At 71.4% G+C, this 18,771-nt stretch carries 15 protein-coding genes; 3 read left to right on the top strand and 12 right to left on the bottom strand.

The window, feature by feature from the left end; all coding sequences use genetic code 11:
- Window positions 1–391: 391 nt before the first annotated feature.
- The 6 genes from PLJ28_RS04440 to PLJ28_RS04415 form a co-directional block, all read right to left on the bottom strand.
- The gene (locus tag PLJ28_RS04440; protein WP_324589901.1) at window positions 392–2,509 is read right to left on the bottom strand and encodes a pyruvate kinase; all 2,118 of its coding nucleotides are present in this window, start codon (window positions 2,507–2,509) and stop codon (window positions 392–394) included.
- A gap of 88 nt (window positions 2,510–2,597) precedes the next feature.
- On the bottom strand, window positions 2,598–3,911 hold the full coding sequence (tyrS, locus tag PLJ28_RS04435) for a tyrosine--tRNA ligase (protein ID WP_298045315.1): 1,314 nt from the start codon (window positions 3,909–3,911) through the stop codon (window positions 2,598–2,600).
- A 172-nt stretch (window positions 3,912–4,083) separates the two neighbouring features.
- A complete protein-coding gene (locus PLJ28_RS04430) occupies window positions 4,084–6,348 on the bottom strand; it encodes a HelD family protein (protein ID WP_183526757.1) in 2,265 nt (754 codons plus the stop codon).
- 169 nt (window positions 6,349–6,517) lie between these two features.
- Entirely contained in the window at window positions 6,518–7,174 is a 657-nt protein-coding gene (locus tag PLJ28_RS04425) for a DNA-3-methyladenine glycosylase (protein ID WP_183526759.1), read from the bottom strand.
- 15 nt (window positions 7,175–7,189) lie between these two features.
- Entirely contained in the window at window positions 7,190–8,656 is a 1,467-nt protein-coding gene (gene argH / locus PLJ28_RS04420; RefSeq protein ID WP_183526761.1) for an argininosuccinate lyase, read from the bottom strand.
- A gap of 3 nt (window positions 8,657–8,659) precedes the next feature.
- A complete protein-coding gene (locus PLJ28_RS04415; RefSeq protein ID WP_183526764.1) occupies window positions 8,660–9,922 on the bottom strand; it encodes an argininosuccinate synthase in 1,263 nt (420 codons plus the stop codon).
- A gap of 173 nt (window positions 9,923–10,095) precedes the next feature.
- Between PLJ28_RS04415 and PLJ28_RS04410 the strand changes: the two genes are divergently transcribed.
- The 3 genes from PLJ28_RS04410 to PLJ28_RS04400 all read left to right on the top strand — a co-directional run bounded on the left by PLJ28_RS04410 (window position 10,096) and on the right by PLJ28_RS04400 (window position 12,626).
- Window positions 10,096–10,596 (top strand): ankyrin repeat domain-containing protein, encoded by a 501-nt coding sequence (locus PLJ28_RS04410; protein WP_298045244.1) that lies wholly within the window; start codon window positions 10,096–10,098, stop codon window positions 10,594–10,596.
- Window positions 10,597–10,942: 346 nt separating this feature from the next.
- A complete protein-coding gene (rpf, locus tag PLJ28_RS04405; RefSeq protein WP_255459449.1) occupies window positions 10,943–11,659 on the top strand; it encodes a resuscitation-promoting factor Rpf in 717 nt (238 codons plus the stop codon).
- Between the two features lie 181 nt (window positions 11,660–11,840).
- On the top strand, window positions 11,841–12,626 hold the full coding sequence (locus tag PLJ28_RS04400; protein ID WP_183526769.1) for a hypothetical protein: 786 nt from the start codon (window positions 11,841–11,843) through the stop codon (window positions 12,624–12,626).
- A gap of 139 nt (window positions 12,627–12,765) precedes the next feature.
- On the opposite strand, the gene PLJ28_RS04395 is transcribed toward PLJ28_RS04400, so the two are convergent.
- The 6 genes from PLJ28_RS04395 to argC are packed head-to-tail and all read right to left on the bottom strand — an operon-like array spanning window position 12,766 to window position 18,696.
- Complete coding sequence (locus tag PLJ28_RS04395; RefSeq protein ID WP_298045246.1) at window positions 12,766–13,263, bottom strand: arginine repressor; 498 nt, start codon at window positions 13,261–13,263, stop codon at window positions 12,766–12,768.
- Entirely contained in the window at window positions 13,260–14,243 is a 984-nt protein-coding gene (gene argF / locus PLJ28_RS04390; RefSeq protein ID WP_183526775.1) for an ornithine carbamoyltransferase, read from the bottom strand. Before argF ends, PLJ28_RS04395 begins: the two co-directional genes overlap by 4 nt.
- The gene (locus tag PLJ28_RS04385; RefSeq protein WP_298045248.1) at window positions 14,243–15,559 is read right to left on the bottom strand and encodes an acetylornithine transaminase; all 1,317 of its coding nucleotides are present in this window, start codon (window positions 15,557–15,559) and stop codon (window positions 14,243–14,245) included. Before PLJ28_RS04385 ends, argF begins: the two co-directional genes overlap by 1 nt.
- The gene (argB, locus tag PLJ28_RS04380; RefSeq protein WP_183526781.1) at window positions 15,556–16,497 is read right to left on the bottom strand and encodes an acetylglutamate kinase; all 942 of its coding nucleotides are present in this window, start codon (window positions 16,495–16,497) and stop codon (window positions 15,556–15,558) included. The genes PLJ28_RS04385 and argB overlap by 4 nt, the downstream gene beginning before the upstream one ends.
- A 10-nt stretch (window positions 16,498–16,507) precedes the next feature.
- On the bottom strand, window positions 16,508–17,659 hold the full coding sequence (gene argJ / locus PLJ28_RS04375; protein WP_183526784.1) for a bifunctional glutamate N-acetyltransferase/amino-acid acetyltransferase ArgJ: 1,152 nt from the start codon (window positions 17,657–17,659) through the stop codon (window positions 16,508–16,510).
- Window positions 17,656–18,696, bottom strand: a complete 1,041-nt coding sequence (argC, locus tag PLJ28_RS04370; RefSeq protein WP_183526787.1) for an N-acetyl-gamma-glutamyl-phosphate reductase — start codon at window positions 18,694–18,696, stop codon at window positions 17,656–17,658. The genes argJ and argC overlap by 4 nt, the downstream gene beginning before the upstream one ends.
- Window positions 18,697–18,771 lie beyond the last annotated feature (75 nt).

Genomic DNA, 18,771 nt, shown 5'->3' with positions numbered 1-18,771 from the left:
GTACTCACCAAGAAACCAGGAAAACCCGGAACATCTTCGCTTTTCTCATCTGCGGTATATTACTTTAGACTGCGGTTTCCATTCCGTCAAACCGGCGTTTCCGCCATGTTCACCCGGTGCTCACCGCGGTCCCCCCAGACTTCCTCCGGGCCACCGATGTTACACCCTCAGGGCGCACCAGTCTAGGCCTTCATTCAGTCTGGGTTCGGCCGCCGATTTCCCGCTTTCGCGGCTGGCGACTTGAAGAACTATACACACGCTTCGGCGCCGGTGCCAAATCGGCGCCCGGGGCGGTCTGCACCCCTGGAATCCCCGGATTTCCGGGCTTTTCCCGTCCACCGGCTGACGTCCGTCCGCCACTGTGAGGCACGTCTCCCGCGGGTGTCGCGGCCTAGTCGGCGATCCGGTCCCGGGGGGGCCTGGTGGTTGCGGTCCCCCGGGGTCCGCGGTTGGTGACCGCCTCGGAGAACAGGTCCCAGGAACGCAATTCCCGAAGCAGCGTGCGCTTCTTGGACACGTGCTCCTGCATCCGTCCGAGGACGCCGGACAGGAAGGCGATCGTGTCCACCACGAAGGGGCCCTTGTTCAGCATCACGGCCTCGGCGCGCTCGGCCATCGCCGCATCGGTGACCTCGGCACGACTCGGCAGCCCGGTCCGGGCCAGCGAGTCCAGGACCTGGGTCGCCCAGATCACCGGCACGTGGGCGGACTCGCACAGCCACAGGATCTCCTCCTGGACCTCGGCCATCCGTTCGAAGCCGGCCTCCACGGCCAGGTCACCGCGCGCGATCATCACGCCGATGTCCGGCCAGCGCATGGCCTCGAGCAGGATCTGCGGAAGGTTCTCGAAGGCCTCCACGGTCTCGATCTTCAGCACCACGTCCAGGTCCTCGCGCCCGAGGCCGGTGAGTCGTTCCATCAGGTCCGCCACGTCTGCCGGGGTCCGGACGAAGGACAGGTTGACGATGTCCGCGTGCTCCGCCACGAACGGCAGCGCGGCGAGGTCCTCCTCGGTCAGCGCCGGGATGTCCAGGTGCGTGTCCGGCAGGTTGATGCCCTTCTCCGCCTTGAGCCTGCTCCCCGACACCCCGGCCGACTCCACGCGCACCTCGATCTCCTCGGGACTGACCTCGGTGATCACGCCACTGATCCTCCCGTCGTCGACGTGGATGCGCTGGCCCGGTTCGGCGTCGTCGAAGACCTGGGCCAGCGAGCAACCGATCCGGTGAGGACCGCCGGGCACCGGCTGGGCCGGTTCCAGGGACCGGGTCAGGACGAGCCGTTCGCCGGGACGGATGAACAGCCGCTGCTCCTTCGGCGGCAGTGCTCCGACCTCGGTGAGCGTGCCGTCGGCCGCGTAGAGCACGACCCCGGGCATGAAGTAGGCGGTCTGCGCCATCTCGCAGGTGAGCCGGCCCGGCTCGCGGGCGGCCACCGTCATGGTCCGGGCCGAGCCGCGGGCGTCCGTGAAGCGGAGGGTCTCCCCCACGGCGCGACCGTCCACCCACCGAGGGTCCCGGACGGGGATGCGCTGCGCCGGGTCCACACCGTCCCCGCCCGTGCCATCACCACCGATGCCGTCTCCGCCGCCGGACGCTCCGTGTGCGCCCGGTTCCTGTCCGGGAGCGACCAGGACCACGGTGGCCGGCTCGACGACCTGCCCGGTGGCCGAACGCTCCGGCCTGATCTTGAGCACCTCGGGACCGGGCGCGATGGGCCCGGTGCGCAGCTTGGGGCCGGCCAGGTCCATGGCCACGAGGCAGCGGTCCGGTGCCGGTTCTCCCCCGCGGCTGAAACACGCCCCGTGGAGAGGACGCCCGGGGCCGCCGGCACCGTCCACGGGCGGGAGCCCCTGGGCGGATCTCAGGTGCCGGATCATGGCCCGCCACTGCTCCGGACCGTCATGGGCGCAGTTGATACGAGCCATGTCCATGCCGGCGCGGAGCATCTCGGCCACGAGTTCCGGATCCGTGGCGGCCTGGGACGGGAAGGTCACCATGATCCGGGAGACGCGTTCCTCGGGGCTGGGGCCGAGCAGGCTGGTCGCGTTCTGCTCCAGCCGGTCCGGTCCGGCATCCATGTCCGGCCATCCGGTGGCACGGCCCGCCCCGGTCCCGACGGCGGCGCCGGAAGTCCGGACGGCGGCGCCGGGTTCACCCGTGGAGACGGCACGCGCCAGCCGGAGGCCCTCCAGGCTGGCGGCGATGGAGTGCAGCGTGGGCAGTACCCGGGACTCCAGCCGTCCCAGGGAGGACAGGCCGAGGTCGGCGAGACGACCCTGCAGCGTGCGGATGTCCCGGCCGCGGAGCCAGACGTAGTGCACGAGGTTGGCGGCACTGTCCCGGTGCTCGGGCCGGACCCGGCCGATCCGGTCCGCCTGGTCGGCCTCGGCGGCGCGCGCACCGTCGATGAGCTCCTGCACCTGGGCGAGGAGCTCCTCCAGGTCCGCCGCGGTCGGCGCCGCGGGGTCGGCGGACGCGGGGCGGCCGGGTCGCACGGAATCGGTCACGTCGTCCACTCTGCCATCCGTCCGGGACCTTCGGGGTCGTCAGACCCACCCCTTCGGGGATTTCACCGCGTGGACACGGAACCGTCACTCAGGCGGACAGGTCCACCAGCGCCATGTTCTTCTTGCCTCGGCGCACCAGCAGGTAGCGCCCGTGCAGGGCCTGATCGCTCCCGAAGGCCTGCTCGGCGTCGGTGACCTTGACGTTGTTCACCGAGGCGCCTCCGTCGGCGACCGTGCGGCGGGCCTCGGAGTTGGAACCGGACAGCCCGGTGGCCACCAGCAGCTCGACGATGCCCACCGGGCCACCGGCACCCAGGCCGGGAGCCGCCGTCGGGAGCTCGGCGGTGGCGGCGGCGAGAGTGGCCTCGTCCACGGCGGCCAGGTCGCCCTGGCCGAATATGGCCGCGGAGGCATCGATGACCTTGCGCGTGGCCTCCTCCCCGTGCACCAGGGAGGTGACCTCCCAGGCCAGGGTCTTCTGGGCCTCGCGGCGGAACGGTTCGTCCCGGACCTTGGCCTCGAGCTCCTCGATCCGGTCCCGGTGCAGGAAGGTGAAGACCTTCAGCCGGCTGATGACGTCCGCGTCCGCCGTGTTCAGCCAGAACTGGTAGAAGGTGTACGGCGAGCACATGCGCCCGTCCAGCCAGATGGCATTGCCCTCGGACTTGCCGAACTTCGTGCCGTCCGCGTTGGTGATCAACGGGGTGCCGAAGGCGTGTGCCGCGGTTCCCTCGACCTTGCGGATCAGGTCCGTCCCGGAGGTCAGGTTGCCCCACTGGTCGGAACCGCCGGTCTGGAGCGTGCAACCGTAGTCGCGGTACAGGTTCAGGTAGTCCATGCCCTGCAGCACCTGGTAGGAGAACTCCGTGTAGGAGATGCCCTCGTCCGAGTGCAGGCGCTTGGCCACGGTCTCCTTCCGGATCATCGTGCCCACCCGGAAGTGCTTGCCGATGTCCCGCAGGAAGTCCAGGGCGCTGAGCTGCCCCGTCCAGTCCAGGTTGTTGACCATGCGGGCCGCGTTGTCCCCCTCGAAGGACAGGAACCGCTCGATCTGACCGCGCAGGTAACCCACCCACTCGCCGACGGTCTCGCGGTCGTTGAGCACCCGCTCGGCCGTCTGCCGCGGATCACCGATGAGCCCGGTGGAGCCACCGACCAGCCCGAGCGGCCGGTGACCGGCCAGCTGCAGCCGGCGGAGGACGAGGATCTGGACGAGGTTGCCCAGGTGCAGCGAGGGGGCCGTGGGGTCGAAACCGCAGTAGTACGTGATCGGGTCCCCGGACAGCACCTCCTCGAGCGCGGTCTCATCCGTGGAGACGTGCACGAGTCCGCGCCACTTCAGCTCCTGCCAGATGTTCGGGAACGAGGGATCGTTCGACTGGCCGGCCAGGGCAGGGTTCACGGGCCGGGGCTGCGCCGGGGCGCCCTCCGGCTGGCGGTCCTGCGGTGCGGTGGACGTGGTGGTCACGGATGCTGCCTCTCGGTGCGTGCGTCGTTTCGGAATGCGGGGCGTGGGACGGTCCTGGGGGACGGTCCGGGACGGGCGGGGGTCGGCGGAGGGTGCGGGGGGCCGGTCAGGCGTCGCCCAGCCCCGCCGGCAACCCGCCGGTGGAGAGGACGCGCAGGGTCTGGGTGGACCGGGTCATGGCGACGTACAGGTCCCCGACGACCCCACCGGTCTCGGCGACGATCTGTGCCGGTTCCACCAGCACGACGGCATCGAACTCCAGCCCCTTGGCCTCTCCCGGGGTGGTGGAGACGATGTCCTGGCCCAGGCCACCGCCACCGGACCCGACCCGGTCACCGTAGCGTTCGACGAGCAGGGCGGCGATGCGCCGTTCGAGGGAGGCAGGGGCGATCACGGCGAGCAGGCCGCCGTCGATCCTCTCGAGGTCCTCGGCCACCCCGGCCATCAGCGCGCCGACCGCCTGCGCCTCGGGCACCTGCTGCACCGTGGGCTGCCAGTCGCCCTCGCGCACGGCCTGAGGCGAGGAGACCGGCAGTCCGGCCTCCTGGGCCACCCGGGCGGCCAGCCGGGTGATCCGGGCCGGGGTGCGGTAGTTGACCGTCAGCTCCTCCAGGCGCCAGCGGTCCTGGACGAAGGGCTCCAGGGCCTCGGCCCAGGAGGTGACGCCGGCCGCCGAGGACGCCTGGGCGATGTCCCCCACGATCGTGAACGACTTCATGGGGCAGCGCCGCATGAGCAACCGCCACTGCATGGGCGAGAGCTCCTGCGCCTCGTCCACCACGACGTGCCCGTAGGTCCAGGTGCGGTCGGTGGAGGCCCGCTCGGACGCGGAGACGTAGCGGTCACCCTCCTCGTTGACGTCGGCCAGGGCCTCGGCGGTCACCACGCCGTCCACGCCGAGGTCCTCCAGCATGGCGTTGACGTTCTTCAGGGACGCCTCGGCGTTGGCCAGGTTCCGCTTGCGCTCGACCTCCTGTCCCGCCTTGCCGCGGCCCGCGCTGGGATCGAGCTCCCCGAGCAGTTCCGCCGCCTCGTCCAGCAGGGGGACGTCCGCCTCGGTCCACATCGCGTCCGCCGGGCGCACCAGGCGCCGGCGGTCCTCGGGGTCGAGGAACGGCGCCGCCATGTCCAGGTGCTCCGGCTTGGAGAACAGGTCCGCGAGCAGTTTCTCCGGGGTCAGGGGCATCCAGCACAGGTTGAGGGCGATCCTCACGTCCCGGGAGGTCCGGACATCCTCCGCCAGGTAGGACCGGTCGATGTTGTTGCCGGCGCCCGAGGACTTCTCCAGCTTGTCCTTCAACTGGTCGGCCAGTTCGCGGACCATGATCTTGACGAAGGTGTTCCGGGCCTCGTTGTGCGGCTTGCCGGTGGCCCGGGCCCGGTCCCGGGCGCGCCGGACCTGCTTGGGGCGGATGGTCAGGACGGTACCGCCGACGTCCACCGTGCGCGGACCCGCGGGGAGCCGCTGGCGGTTGGCCACCGCGTTGGCCACCACGTCGGCCATGAACAGCCGGCCCTTGATGCGGGCCACCCGGCGGTCGGCCTCCGGCACGGCCTTGATGCCGGGCATGAGCCGGCCGAGGGAGGACATCACCACGCCGGTCTCACCCAGGGAGGGCAGCACGCGGTCGATGTAGCGCATGAAGGACTGTGACGGGCCGACCAGCAGCACACCGGCGGACTTCAGCCGTTCCCGGTGGGTGTAGAGCAGGTAGGCGGCGCGGTGCAGGGCCACCGCGGTCTTGCCGGTGCCCGGGCCGCCCTGGACCACCAGCACGCCCTTGATCGGGGAACGGATGACGGCGTCCTGTTCGGCCTGGATGGTGGCGACGATGTCCCCCATCTGTCCGGTGCGCCGCGCCGAGACTGCCGCCAGCAGGGCGCCGGCCCCGTGGTGGCCGGTCTCACCGTCCAGCAGGCTCGCGTCCAGAACGTCGTCCTCGAGGTCCACCACGGTGCGCCCGCGCAGCATCAGGTGACGGCGGCGGCGCACCCCCAGCCGGTGGTGGGCCGTGGCCTGGTAGAACGCCCCGGCCTCGGGCGCCCGCCAGTCCACCATGAGCCGCTGCTGGTCCTCGTCGGTCAGGCCGATGCGCCCGATGTAGCGTTCGTCCCCGCCGTCCAGGTCCAGCCGGCCGAACACCAGCCGGTCGTCCACGGCGTACAACTGCGCGAGGCGGTCCTCGTAGAGCGTGGCGAAGGCGTCGCGTTCGGAGACGTTCTGCACCGAGCCCTGGGGTCCCTCCTTGCGCACGCGCGCCAACTGGCGCTCCTTCTCCGCCCGCAATTCGTCCAGACGCTGGTAGAGCCGGGCGACGTAGTGGCGCTCGTGCTCCAGTTCGGTCTGGTGGACCGGGACCACATCAGTCATGCCTTGCACACCTTAGGGCTATCGACGGTGCTCCCCGGGGGAGCCTGACGACCGGAGGGGTCCGGCACGCCCCGGGGGCACCACGGAACGAGTGACCATCCATGGTACAGCGGTTGCGGTGAACACACCGTTAATGCCCGACCCCGCGCGACGGGGCCCACCCCGTGGATCACGCCCGTGAGGTGCGACGACGCGGCGCCGCCGGACGGTAGGGCGAGACCGAGGGCTCGTCCGGCAGCCAGAAGCGCCAGGGGAACTCCGGTCCTCCCCCGGGCCCGGAGACGCCGGTGCGGGGCCCGGTCAGGGTGCCCGGCCGGCGTCGCGAGCGGATGCCGGAGAGCCAGATGCCGTCCGGGGCCTGCGCCGCGTGGTCGTCCGGGCCGGGCCCGGACAACAGGACCGAGCCGTCGTCACCGGCCCCGATGCCGAGGGCCTGGGCCAGGCGCGCCGGACCGGAGGCCAGCCTCGGTCCGGCCGGGGCGCCGCGCCGGGCGACGGCGGCGTCCAGTCCCAGCGTCACCTCACCGGCGCGCAGCAGGACGGCGGAACTGGTTCCCTCCGTCCCGCAGACGATGTTCATGCACCAGTGCATGCCGTAGGTGAAGTAGACGTAGACGTGACCGGCGGGGCCGAACATCGTGTCATTGCGGCGGCTTCGACCGCGGTAGGCGTGCGAACCGGGATCGCGCTGACCCTCGTAGGCCTCGACCTCCGTCAGCCGCACGCCGACCACCGTCCCGCCCCGGGCGACCGTCAGCGTCGAACCGAGCAGGAGCGGGGCGGCCCGCAGGCCACCCCGCTCGAGCACGCTCAGGTCACCGGGCATGGATGCCGGGCTCCCTCACGCCAGCGGGCCGGACGCCCCGAACTCGCGCAGCGGCACGAGCTGGCGCCGGAGCTCGGCCAGCTGGGCGGCGACGGCCTCCGGGGCCGTACCGCCCTGGGCATTGCGGGAGGAGAGGGACCCCTCGGTGGACAGGACGGAACGGACCGCGGGGGTCAGTGCGGGCGAGATCGCCGCATAGTCCTCGTCCGTCAGGTCCCAGAGCTCCACGCCCCGCGACTCCGCGACCTTCACGGCCTCGCCCGAGAGCTCGTGCGCGTCACGGAACGGCACGCCCTGGCGGACCAGCCACTCGGCGATGTCCGTGGCCAGGGCGAACCCCTGCGGGGCCAGCTCGGCCATCCGGTCGGTGTGGAACGTCAGCGTGGCGATCATCCCGGACACGGCCGGCAGCAGCAGTTCGAGGGTGTCCGCGGCGTCGAAGACCGGCTCCTTGTCCTCCTGCAGGTCGCGGTTGTAGGCCAGCGGCAGTCCCTTGAGGGTGGCCAGCAGCCCGGTCAGGTCGCCGATAAGCCGCCCGGACTTGCCCCGGGCGAGCTCGGCGACGTCCGGGTTCTTCTTCTGCGGCATGATCGAGGATCCGGTGGAGTAGGCGTCGTCCAGGGTGACGAAACCGGCCTCCTTCGTGGCCCAGAAGATGACCTCCTCGCTGATCCGGGAGAGGTCGACGCCGATCATGGCGCACACCCAGGCGAACTCGGCGAAGACGTCCCGCGCGGCGGTGCCGTCGATCGAGTTCCACGCCGCGGAGTCGAAACCGAGGTCTGCGGCCACGGCATTGGGATCCAGGCCGAGCGAGGACCCGGCCAGGGCCCCCGAGCCGTAGGGCGACACCGCGGCACGGCCGTCCCAGTCCACCAGCCGCTGCACGTCCCGCGCCATCGCCCAGGCGTGGGCGAGCAGGTGATGGCTGAGCAGCACCGGCTGGGCGTGCTGCAGGTGCGTGCGTCCCGGCATCGGCGCGTACGGGTGGGTCTCCGACTGGGCGATGAGCGCGTCGATGGTGTCCAGCAGGCGGGCCGCGATCAGTCGCGCGTGGTCGCGCAGGAACATCCGACCCAGGGTGGCGATCTGGTCGTTGCGGGAGCGCCCCGCACGTAGCTTGCCGCCCAGCTCCGGACCGGCGCGCTCGATCAGTCCGCGCTCGAGCGAGCCGTGCACGTCCTCATCGGAGTCCGCGGCGACGTAGGCGCCGGAGACGACGTCGGCCTCCAGGCGGTCGAGCGCGGCCAGCATGCCCTCGAGCTCGGCGTCGTCGAGCAGCCCCGCGGTGTGCAGGACCCGGGCGTGGGCGCGGGAACCCGCGATGTCATAGCGGGCCAGTCGCCAGTCGAAGTCCGTCGACTTGCTCAGCGCCGCCAGGGCGTCCGCGGGGCCGCCGGCGAAGCGGCCGCCCCACAGCGAGCCCTCATTGGTGCCGTGGCGCTGTGGCCCCGGCGTGTTCTCCGCGCCCTGATCCGCCACGTCTCAGGCCCCGGTGCTCTCGTTCGACAGCTTCGCCACGTCCTCGAGGGAGTCCACGGACCCAGCGCCCTCCACCCGCTGGTCGCGCTCGGTCGCGACCTTGGAGGAGAGGCCGAAGATGTCGATGAAGCCCCGTGCAGAGGACTGGTCGAAGGCATCGCCCTCGTCGTAGGTGGCGAGGCTGAAGTCGTACAGCCCCGTGTCCGAGCGACGGCCCTGGACGGTGGCGCGGCCGCCGTGCAGTTCCATCCGGATGTCCCCGGAGACGTACTTCTGGGTCTCGTCCACGAAGACGTCCAGGTTCTTCTTCAGCGGGGAGAACCACTGGCCGTCGTACACCAGCTCGGTCCAGCGCTGGTCCACGGTCTTCTTGAACCGGGCCTGCTCGCGCTCCAGGGTCACGTTCTCCAGCTCGCGGTGGGCGGTCATCAGCGCCATCGCACCGGGGGCCTCGTAGATCTCGCGGGACTTGATGCCCACGAGACGGTCCTCGACGATGTCGATGCGCCCGATGCCCTGCGCACCGGCCCGGCGGTTCATCTCCTCGATGATCTGCAGCGGGGAGAGCGAGCGGCCGTCCAGCGCCACCGGGACGCCCTGCTCGAAGGTCACGGTCACCACGTCCGGCGCCGGCGGGAACGCCGGGTCGTCGGTGTAGTCGTACACGTCCTTGGTCGGACCGTTCCAGATGTCCTCCAGGAAACCGGTCTCCACGGCGCGGCCCCAGACGTTCTGGTCGATGGAGAACGGGTTCTTCTTGGTGGTGACGATCGGCAGCTCGTTGCGCTCGGCGTACTCGATGGCCTTGTCCCGGGTGAGCGCCAGGTCCCGGACCGGGGCGATGCACTTCAGGTCCGGCCCGAGGGTCTGGATGCCCACCTCGAAGCGGACCTGGTCGTTGCCCTTGCCGGTGCACCCGTGGGACACGGTGGAGGCGCCGAACTGGCGGGCGGCGGCCACGAGGTGGCGCACGATCACCGGGCGGGAGATGGCCGACACCAGCGGGTAGGCGTCCATGTAGAGGCCGTTGGCCTTGAGGGTCGGCATGCAGTACTGCTCGGCGAACTCGTCCCGGGCGTCGGCCACGTAGGCCTCGACCGCACCGCAGTCCAGGGCACGCTGGCGCACGGTCTCGAGGTCCTCCCCACCCTGGCCCACGTCCACGGCCACGGCGATCACCTCGGCCCCGGTGGCCTCGGCGATCCAGCCGATGGCCACGGACGTGTCCAGTCCGCCCGAATAGGCCAGGACGATGCGTTCTGTCATTGCGTGCTCCTCAAGCTCTCCTGCAGTGGCGGGCCGGTCCCCACGCGGGGGGAAGGCGGCCCTGGTGGACTCTATGCAAGAGTCTACATATTTATGCATCGTTGCGCACGGACGACGCCGTGGAGACCCTCCGCGACGCGGCACCCCGACCACACTCACCGTACTGTGGACCCATGAGCAGCGACATCCCCGGACCCCAGAACCCGGACCACTCCACCCCGGGACCCGGCACCCCGGCGACCCACGGAGCCCCTGAGCTCACGGACGAGCAGCTGGAGTTCCTCAACTCCCTGTTCGACTTGGCCCGCGCCGGCGACTCCGAGCCACTGCTCGCGGCCGTGGACCAGGGGGTGCCGGTGAACCTGTCCAACCACAACGGGGACACCCTGTTGATCCTGGCCACCTACAACAACCACCCCCGGCTCGTCCGTGCCCTGGTGGATCGCGGGGCGGACGTCCACCGGGTCAACCAGCGCGGCCAGTCGGCCCTGACCTGCGCCGTGTTCGTCCAGAACGAGGAGTCGGTGCGCGCCCTGCTGGCCGCCGGAGCGGATCCCGACGCCGGCCCCGTCAGCGCACGCGCGGCGGTGGACCAGTTCGGACTCGAGGCCATGCGCAGCCTGCTCGACGAGGCGCCGCGTGACGAGGATCACGGCCCGGTCTCGACCCCGTGACCGCTCGTTCCGGCGTCACCACCCACACTGCGCCGTCCCCCGGTTGACCGGGAAGCACGCCGCGCCTTGCCCCTGGACTCCCACCAGCGACGCTCCTGAGCGTTCCATGGGAATTGCCTGAAGAAGCCGCCCCGGATTTGACGTTATCGTCCTGATGCCTTTCACTGGTTTCAGACCTGCTCCGTGATCGTTTCGTGATCCGGCAGGAAAGAACGACAGCGGGCCTCCCCCACCAGCACCGTCCCTTGGGAGCCTCGCGCCGTGTATTCCATCACGGACGGCGGACGGTGCTGCTGTGACGACCGGGGACGGTTCGAGCAGGGGTGGGCCGACATCTCCCAACATCATGCAGAACACCTCCACTGCCACGACTGCCCGCCGCTCCATCGTCCGTCGCTCGGCCGCCGGCCTGGCCGGCGTCGCCATCGCCGGCGCCGGGCTGACCGCCCTCTCGGCCCCCGCCACCGCCGCCCCGGTCTCCACCTGGGACGCCCTGGCCCAGTGTGAGTCCACCGGCAACTGGTCCATCAACACCGGCAACGGCTACTACGGTGGCCTGCAGTTCTCCCCCTCCACCTGGCGCGCCTTCGGCGGCTCCGGCATGCCGCACCAGGCCTCCAAGGCCGAGCAGATCCGCGTCGCCGAGAACACCCTGGCCGCCCAGGGCTGGGGCGCCTGGCCTGCCTGCTCCGCCAAGCTGGGCCTGTACGGCACGCCCTCCAACGCCAACGTGACCACCCAGTCGGCGGACTCCAACGCCTCCGCTGAGCGTGCCGCCGCCAACAAGGCCGCTGCCGAGCGCGCCGCCGCCCAGGAGGCCGCCGCCGCCGAGCGCGCCGCCGTCCAGCAGGCACAGGTGCAGCAGGCCGAGCGCGCCTCCTCGGTCACCCCGGTCGAGCGTTCCGCCAAGACCGTCACCGTCAAGCCGGGCGACACCCTGGCCAAGATCGCCCGTTCCTACGGCGTCGAGGGCGGCTGGAAGGCACTGCACGCCGCCAACGCCGACACCGTGTCGAACGCGAACCTGATCTTCGTCGGCCAGACCCTGCACCTGCCGGCCTGATCGACGGCCGTCAGTCTTGACGGAACGCGCCGGATGGGGAGTCCTCCCCATCCGGCGCGTTCTCTCGTTAAGGACGCCGGCCGCTAGGGTGAGACAGCGGTCATCACCGCGCGCGGCGTCGACGAGTCATCGCCCCGCGCGCCGCATCACACCGGATCAGCAGTCTCGAAGGGGAACATCCATGCCTCAGACCACCAGCAGCCACACCCCCGTCCGCCGCCGGTTCCGCGCCCTGGGCATCACCGCACTGGGCGCGGCCGCGGCGCTGACCCTCTCGAGCTGCGGCACCAGCGCCCCCGCACTCGAGGACGTGTGGCCCGAGGTGAGCCAGTCCATCCAGAACGCCAAGTCCGTGGCCATCGAGGGCAACGTCACCCAGGGCGGGCAGGACATGTCCGTGGCGATGTCCGGTCAGATCGACGACTCCTCCTACTCGGGCTCCGTCTCCATGGGCGATGCGCAGGTCGAGGTCATCGGCAACGCCGAGAAGACCTACCTGAAGCCCAATGGCGCCTTCTACCAGGAGATGGGCGGCGCCGGGCTGCAGGAACTCGTGGGCGAGAAGTGGCTGGAGATGCCCGCGGAGGACGGCGGCTTCACCATGTCCAGCTTCTGGTCCAGCGTCAGTGAGGACATCCCCGGCTCCGACCAGTTCCAGGACTCGGAGTACACCTCAGAGGTCGTGGAGCACAACGGCGAGGAGGTCTACAAGTACTCCGGCACCAGCGCCGAGAACGGTGAACCGGTGGCCATCTACATCACCCAGGAGAACAGGCTCGTCCGCGTGGAGGTCGACCAGGCCGGGCAGGGTGAGGGCGGGTCGGCGGACGCCTCGACCCCGGCCTCCCCCCAGGCCAGCGCCAGCCCGGATGCCGGAACCGGGACCGTGGACTTCTCCGACTGGGACGCCGTGGAGCCGGTCGACATGCCCGCCAAGGACGAGGTCTTCGCCGTCCCCGGCATGTGACACCGACACGGGTCCTCCCGGACGCCGCCCCGTGGCACCACGACCGACGCCGGCCTAGTCACCTCGGCCGGCGTCGGCGTGTCCGGCGTCGTCGGGAACGGTGCCTGGTATCCGCCCGGCCTGACGGCAGGATCAGCCGTCAGCCCGCGTAGCCGAGGAACCGGCCGGCCACGGCCACTCCCCCGTCCGTGGCCCGGGCCACGATCATGATGGTGTCGTCACCGGCGATGGTCCCCAGGACATCCGGCAGCCGGGACTGGTCGATGGCGGAGGCCAGGAACTGCGCGGCCCCCGGCGGGGTCCGCAGGATCACGAGGTTCCCGCTGGACTCCGCCGAGACGAGGAGCTCGCGGCACAGTGTCGCCAGGCGGTGCTCCATCGCTTCCGGGGCCCGGTGGCCCGGAGCCTCCCCGGCCACCGGGCCCTCGGGAGGCACCGCGTAGGCCAGCTGGCCGCCGTCGCTGCGGACGCGGTAGGCGCCCAGTTCCACCAGGTCGCGGGACAGCGTCCCCTGGGTCACCGAGACCCCGCGGGAGCGCAGCCTGTCCAGCAGTTCGGACTGGCTGTGCACGGCCACCTCGGCCAGGACGTCCTTGATGGCGGCCTGGCGGGCGGTCTTGGTGGACGGGGCGCTCATCGACCCTGCGGCGGCGTCGCCAGGCCGGACCGGTACAGCAGCCAGGCCATCAGCGCCTTCTGGGCGTGCAACCGGTTCTCGGCCTCGTCGAAGACCACGGACTGCGGGCCGTCGAGGACCTCCGCGGAGACCTCGAAGCCCCGGTAGGCCGGCAGGCAGTGCAGGAAGATCGCGTCCGGCGCGGCCTGGGCCATCGCGGCGGAGTCCACGGCGTAATCCCGGAACAGGTCCTGGCGCTGTTCCTTCTCGGCCTCCTGGCCCATCGAGATCCAGGTGTCGGTGACGACGACGTCGGCCCCGGACAGCGCCCGCACGGCGTCCGTGGTGACCAGCACCGACCCGCCCGTCTGTGCCGCGCGCTCCTCCGCCGCGGCCACGACCGCCGGGTCCGGGAGGTAGGACCCGGGCCCGGCGATGCGCACGTGCATCCCCGCCGTCACCCCGGCCAGCAGGTAGGAGTTGGCCATGTTGTTGGCCGCATCGCCCAGGTAGGTCATGACCAGGCCCTGGGTGCGGCCCTTGTGCTCACGCACCGTCAGCAGGTCGGCCAGCAACTGGCACGGGTGGTAGTCATCCGAGAGGGCGTTGATCACCGGGACGGTGGCGTTCTCGGCCATCTCCTGGAGGCCGGACTGGGCGTAGGTGCGCCACACGATCACGGACACCATCCGGGACAGCACGGCGGCCGTGTCCGCGATGGTCTCCTTGTGCCCCAGCTGGGACTCACCGGGGTTCACGATCAACGGCTGGCCGCCGAGGTCGGCGATCCCGGCGGCGAAGGACACCCGGGTCCGGGTGGAGGTCTTGTCGAAGAAGACGATCCCGGTCTGCGGCCCGGCCAGGGGCCGGTGCAGGAACCGGTCGGCCTTCATCTCCTGGGCCAGGTCCAGCACCTCGGACTGCTCGGCGGGCGTCAGGTCGGTGTCCACCAGGAAGTGGCGCAGGGCGGGATTCGGTGTGTGGACCGGTGCAGGGCTCATCAGTGGGTCTCCTGGGTTCTCAGGTCGGAACCGCCCTGGCCGGACGGGGCCGGGGCCTCCGCCAGCGCGGCGGCGTGGATGCTCGGGAGGTCGGCGATCAGGGCGTCGACCAGGTCGTCGCCGATCACCAGCGGCGGTGCCAGGCGCAGCGTGTCCGGCCCCGTGGCGTTGAGCAGGTACCCTGCCCGCAGGCCGGCGCGCACCATGGCCGGCGCCAGGCCGCCGTCGGGCACCGGGGACCCGGCCGGGGCGGTGACGTCCACGCCGACCAGCAGCCCGTACTGGCGCACCCCGGTGACGAGGCCGAGACCCCGCAGGGCCTCCGCGAGGCGTGCGCCGAGGCGCCGCACGTGGGCCAGCAGGTCCTCGTCCTGGATGACGCCCAGCACCGCCAGGGCGGCAGCGGTCGCCACGGGGTTGCCGCCGAAGGTGGTGCCGTGCTGTCCGGCGGTCAGCAGGGAGGAGGTCCGCGCACCGAAGCTGACCATCGCGCCGATCGGGATGCCCCCGCCCAGGCCCTTGGCCAGCGTCATGGCGTCCGGGATCACCGGGTCATCCTGCCCCGTGACCTGCGGGGACTGATGGGCGAACCAGTGACCGGTCCGCCCGACGCCGGTCTGGACCTCGTCGAAGATCAGCAGGGCCCCGTGCTCGCGGGTGAGGTCCCGCGCCGCCTGGAGGTACCCGGCCGGCCAGCCGTGCACCCCGGACTCGCCCTGGACCGGTTCGATGACGACGGCGGCCACGGTCTCGTCCACGGCCTCGCGCAGCGCCTCCACGTCCCCGCCCTCGATGAACTCGATGCCCGGCACGAGTGGTTCGAACGGCTCGCGGTAGGTGTGCTTGTAGGTCATGGACAGCGCACCCATCGTGCGGCCGTGGAAGGCGTTGCGCAGTGCGATGACCCGGGTGCGCCGGCCGGACGGGTCCTCGCCACCGTGGCGTCGGGCCAGCTTCAGGGCGGCCTCGTTGGCCTCGGAGCCCGAGTTCGCGAAGAACACGGTGGAACCCTCCGGCGCGCGGGACAGCTCCAGCAGCCGCTCCGCCAGGTCGACCTGCGGGCCGGAGGTGAAGAGGTTGGAGACGTGTCCCAGCGTCGCGAGCTGCGTGGTCACCGCCTGCACGAGGGCCGGGTGGGCGTGGCCGAGCGCGTTGACGGCGATCCCACCGAGGAAGTCGGTGTAGCGCCGGCCGTCGGCGTCCCAGACGCTGGCACCCTCGCCGCGGACCAGGACCGTGCTGGGTGCGCCGAAGACCCCGGTCAGCGCGTGGCCGTAGCGGTCGAGGTAACCGGCGTTGGAGTCGGGCGAGGTCATGGGGCTCCTGTCTCAGTGGGGGCGTCGGGCAGCACCTGGGTGCCCACCCCGGCTGCGGTGAAGATCTCCAGCAGCATCGAGTGCGGCTCGCGTCCGTCCACGATGTGGGCCTGCGGGACCCCACCGTCCACGGCGTTCAGGCAGGCGGTCATCTTCGGGATCATCCCGGACTGCAGCCCGGGCAGCATCGCCCGCAGCTCGGAGGCCGTCATGGAGGACACCAGTGAGTCCCGGTCCGGCCAGTTCGCGTACAGTCCCTCCACGTCCGTGAGCACCACGAGCTTGGCCGCGCCCAGCGCGACGGCCAGCGCGGCGGCCGCCGTGTCCGCGTTGACGTTGAGCACGTCCCCGGTGGGGACGCCGTCCGGGCCGATCTCCGGGGCCACGGAGGACACGACCGGGATCCGGCCGTTGTCGATCAGGTCGCGGATGGCCACGGGATTGACGCCGGTGACCTCACCCACCAGCCCGAGGTCGACGTCCTCGCCGTCCACCTCCGTGCCGGTGCGCACGGCCCGGAAGAGCGCGGCGTCCTCACCGGACATCCCGACCGCGTAGGGGCCGTGGCCGTTGACCAGTCCGACCAGCTCGCGGCCCACCTGCCCGGTCAGCACCATCCGCACCACGTCCATGGCCTCGGCCGTGGTCACGCGCAACCCACCGCGGAACTCGGAGTCGATGCCGAGCCGGTCCAACATGGCGTTGATCTGCGGCCCGCCGCCGTGGACCACCACGGGGTGGATCCCGCAGTGGTGCAGGAAGACGATGTCCTCGGCGAAGGCCCGGCGCAGCGGTTCGGAGACCATGGCGTTGCCGCCGTACTTGATGACCATGGTGGTCCCGGCGAAGCGCTGGATCCAGGGCAGGGCCTCGATCAGCACCCCGGCCTTGGCGGTCGCCCGGTCCCGGTCCGGTCCGGTGGCTTCCTGTGCGGTCACGGTCGCTCCCTCAGCTCGAATAGGCGGAGTTCTCATGCACGTACTCGTGCGTGAGGTCGTTGGTCCAGATGGTGGCGCGCTGGTCCCCGGCGTGCAGGTCGATGAGCACGTGCACCTCGCGGGGTTCGAGGTCGACCAGCTCGCGCGGCTCACCGATGCCGCCGCCGCGGCAGATCTGCACGCCGTTCATGGCCACGTCCAGGTCCTCCGGCTCGAACGCGGCCCGCGTGGTGCCCACGGCGGAGAGCACGCGGCCCCAGTTGGGGTCCTTGCCGAAGATCGCGGTCTTGAACAGGTTGGACCGGGCCACGGCGCGGCCGACCTCCTCCGCGTCCTGTTCCGAGGCGGCGTTGACCACCTCGACGGCGATGTCGTGGCTGGCTCCCTCGGCGTCGCCGATGAGCCGGCGGGCCAGGTCGGCGCAGACCGCCCGCAGCCGCTCCTGGAATTCACCTGGCTCGGGGGTGGTGCCCGAGGCCCCGGAGGAGAGCAGGATGACGGTGTCGTTGGTGGACATGCACCCGTCGGAGTCCGCCCGCTCGAAGGTGGTGCGCGTGGCCTCGCGCAGGAGACCGTCCAGGGTGCCGGGTTCCAGCACGGCGTCCGTGGTCAGCACCACGAGCATGGTGGCCAGCCCCGGGGCCAGCATGCCCGCCCCCTTGGCCATGCCGCCGATCGTGTAACCGTCCCCGCCGATCGCGTGGGTCTTCGGCACGGTGTCCGTGGTCATGATCGCCTCGGCCGAGGCCGGCCCCCCGTCGGCGGACAGGGCGTCGACGGCGTCCTGGACGCCGGTCAGCAGCCGGTCCATGGGCAGTCGCTCCCCGATCAGCCCGGTCGAGCACACCAGGACGTCTCCGGCGGAGACGCCCAGCAGCTCTGCCGCGCGCTCGGCCGTGGCATGGGTGTCCTGGAAGCCGGGTGCGCCCGTGCAGGCGTTCGCCCCGCCGGAGTTCAGCACCACGGCATCGGCCCGGCCGTCGCTGACGGCCTGCCGGGACCACTGCACCGGGGCGGCGGCCACGCGGTTGGTGGTGAAGACGGCGGCCGCGTGGCGGTCCGGACCCTCGTTGACGACGACGGCGACGTCCGGTCTCCCGGTCGACTTCAGTCCGGCGGCCACGCCGGACGCGCGGAAGCCGAGTGCACTGGTGACGCTCATGGTGCAACCCCCTGTTGGGTCAGGCCCGAGTCCTCCGGGAGGCCGAGGGCGAGGTTCATGGACTGGATGGCGCCTCCGGCGGTGCCCTTGGCGAGGTTGTCGAGGGCGGCGGTGACGATGACGCGTCCGGCGTGTTCGTCCACGGCCAACTGCATCACCACGTGGTTCGAGCCCAGGACCGAGCCGGTGGTCGGCCACTGGCCCTCCGGCAGCAGGTGCACGAAGGCCTCGTGGTCGTAGGCCCGCTGCCACGCCGCCCGGATCTGCTCGGCGGAGACCCCCGGACGGTAGCGTGCGGTGGCCGTGGCCAGGATCCCCCGGGGCATCGGCGCCAGGGTGGGGGTGAAGGAGATGGTGACGGGTTCCCCGGCGGCCTGGGACAGCCCCTGTTCGATCTCGGGGGTGTGGCGGTGGCCCCCGCCCACGCCGTAGGGGCTCATCGACCCCATGGCCTCGCTGCCCAGGAGGTGGGGCTTGAGCGACTTGCCGGCCCCGGAGGTCCCGGACGCGGCCACGATCACCACGTCCCGCGGCTCGAGCAGCCCCGCGGTGAACCCGGGGGCCAGGGCCAGCAGGGAGGTGGTGGGGTAGCAGCCCGGGACGGCGATCCTGGTGGCGCCGGTCAGCCGCTCCCGCTGTCCGGGCAGTTCGGGCAGGCCGTACGGCCAGGTCCCGGCGTGCCCGGAACCGTAGAACCGCTGCCAGGCCTCGGCGGACTCCAGCCGGTGGTCCGCCCCGGCGTCCACCACGAGGGTGCCCGGTGAGCGGGCCTCTAGTTCGGAGGCGATGCCGCCACTGGCCCCGTGCGGCAGGGCGAGGAAGACGACGTCATGCCCCGAGAGCACTTCGGCGGTGGTCTCCTGGAGCACCCGGTCGGCGAGCGCGTGCAGGTGCGGCTGCAGGGCACCGAGGCGTTCCCCGGCGTTCGAGTGGGCCGTGATGGCCCCGATCTCGACCTCGGGATGGCCCAGCAGCAGGCGCAGGACCTCTCCCCCGGCGTAGCCACTGGCTCCGGACACGGCGACTTTCAGGCTCATGCGCCCATGATAGGGGAAGTATGCAGACCTGCCAATATTTATGCAGACAGGGCCATCGTGGATCCGGACCCTCGC

This window comes from Citricoccus sp. (genome assembly GCF_035445025.1).
Lineage (GTDB): Bacteria > Actinomycetota > Actinomycetes > Actinomycetales > Micrococcaceae > Citricoccus.
The sequence above is the reverse complement of the archived record's forward strand: the minus strand, read 5'-3'. Positions and strand labels throughout refer to the sequence as shown.

Excerpts from the sequence above, each read along its gene's own strand:
- PLJ28_RS04430 (WP_183526757.1), bottom strand. The coding sequence starts at position 6,348 with ATGACTGATGTGGTCCCGGTCCACCAGACCGAACTGGAGCACGAGCGC.
- PLJ28_RS04425 (WP_183526759.1), bottom strand. The coding sequence starts at position 7,174 with ATGCCCGGTGACCTGAGCGTGCTCGAGCGGGGTGGCCTGCGGGCCGCC.
- PLJ28_RS04415 (WP_183526764.1), bottom strand. The coding sequence starts at position 9,922 with ATGACAGAACGCATCGTCCTGGCCTATTCGGGCGGACTGGACACGTCC.
- PLJ28_RS04410 (WP_298045244.1), top strand. The coding sequence starts at position 10,096 with ATGAGCAGCGACATCCCCGGACCCCAGAACCCGGACCACTCCACCCCG.
- rpf (WP_255459449.1), top strand. The coding sequence starts at position 10,943 with ATGCAGAACACCTCCACTGCCACGACTGCCCGCCGCTCCATCGTCCGT.
- PLJ28_RS04400 (WP_183526769.1), top strand. The coding sequence starts at position 11,841 with ATGCCTCAGACCACCAGCAGCCACACCCCCGTCCGCCGCCGGTTCCGC.
- PLJ28_RS04395 (WP_298045246.1), bottom strand. The coding sequence starts at position 13,263 with ATGAGCGCCCCGTCCACCAAGACCGCCCGCCAGGCCGCCATCAAGGAC.
- argF (WP_183526775.1), bottom strand. The coding sequence starts at position 14,243 with ATGAGCCCTGCACCGGTCCACACACCGAATCCCGCCCTGCGCCACTTC.
- PLJ28_RS04385 (WP_298045248.1), bottom strand. The coding sequence starts at position 15,559 with ATGACCTCGCCCGACTCCAACGCCGGTTACCTCGACCGCTACGGCCAC.
- argJ (WP_183526784.1), bottom strand. The coding sequence starts at position 17,659 with ATGAGCGTCACCAGTGCACTCGGCTTCCGCGCGTCCGGCGTGGCCGCC.
- argC (WP_183526787.1), bottom strand. The coding sequence starts at position 18,696 with ATGAGCCTGAAAGTCGCCGTGTCCGGAGCCAGTGGCTACGCCGGGGGA.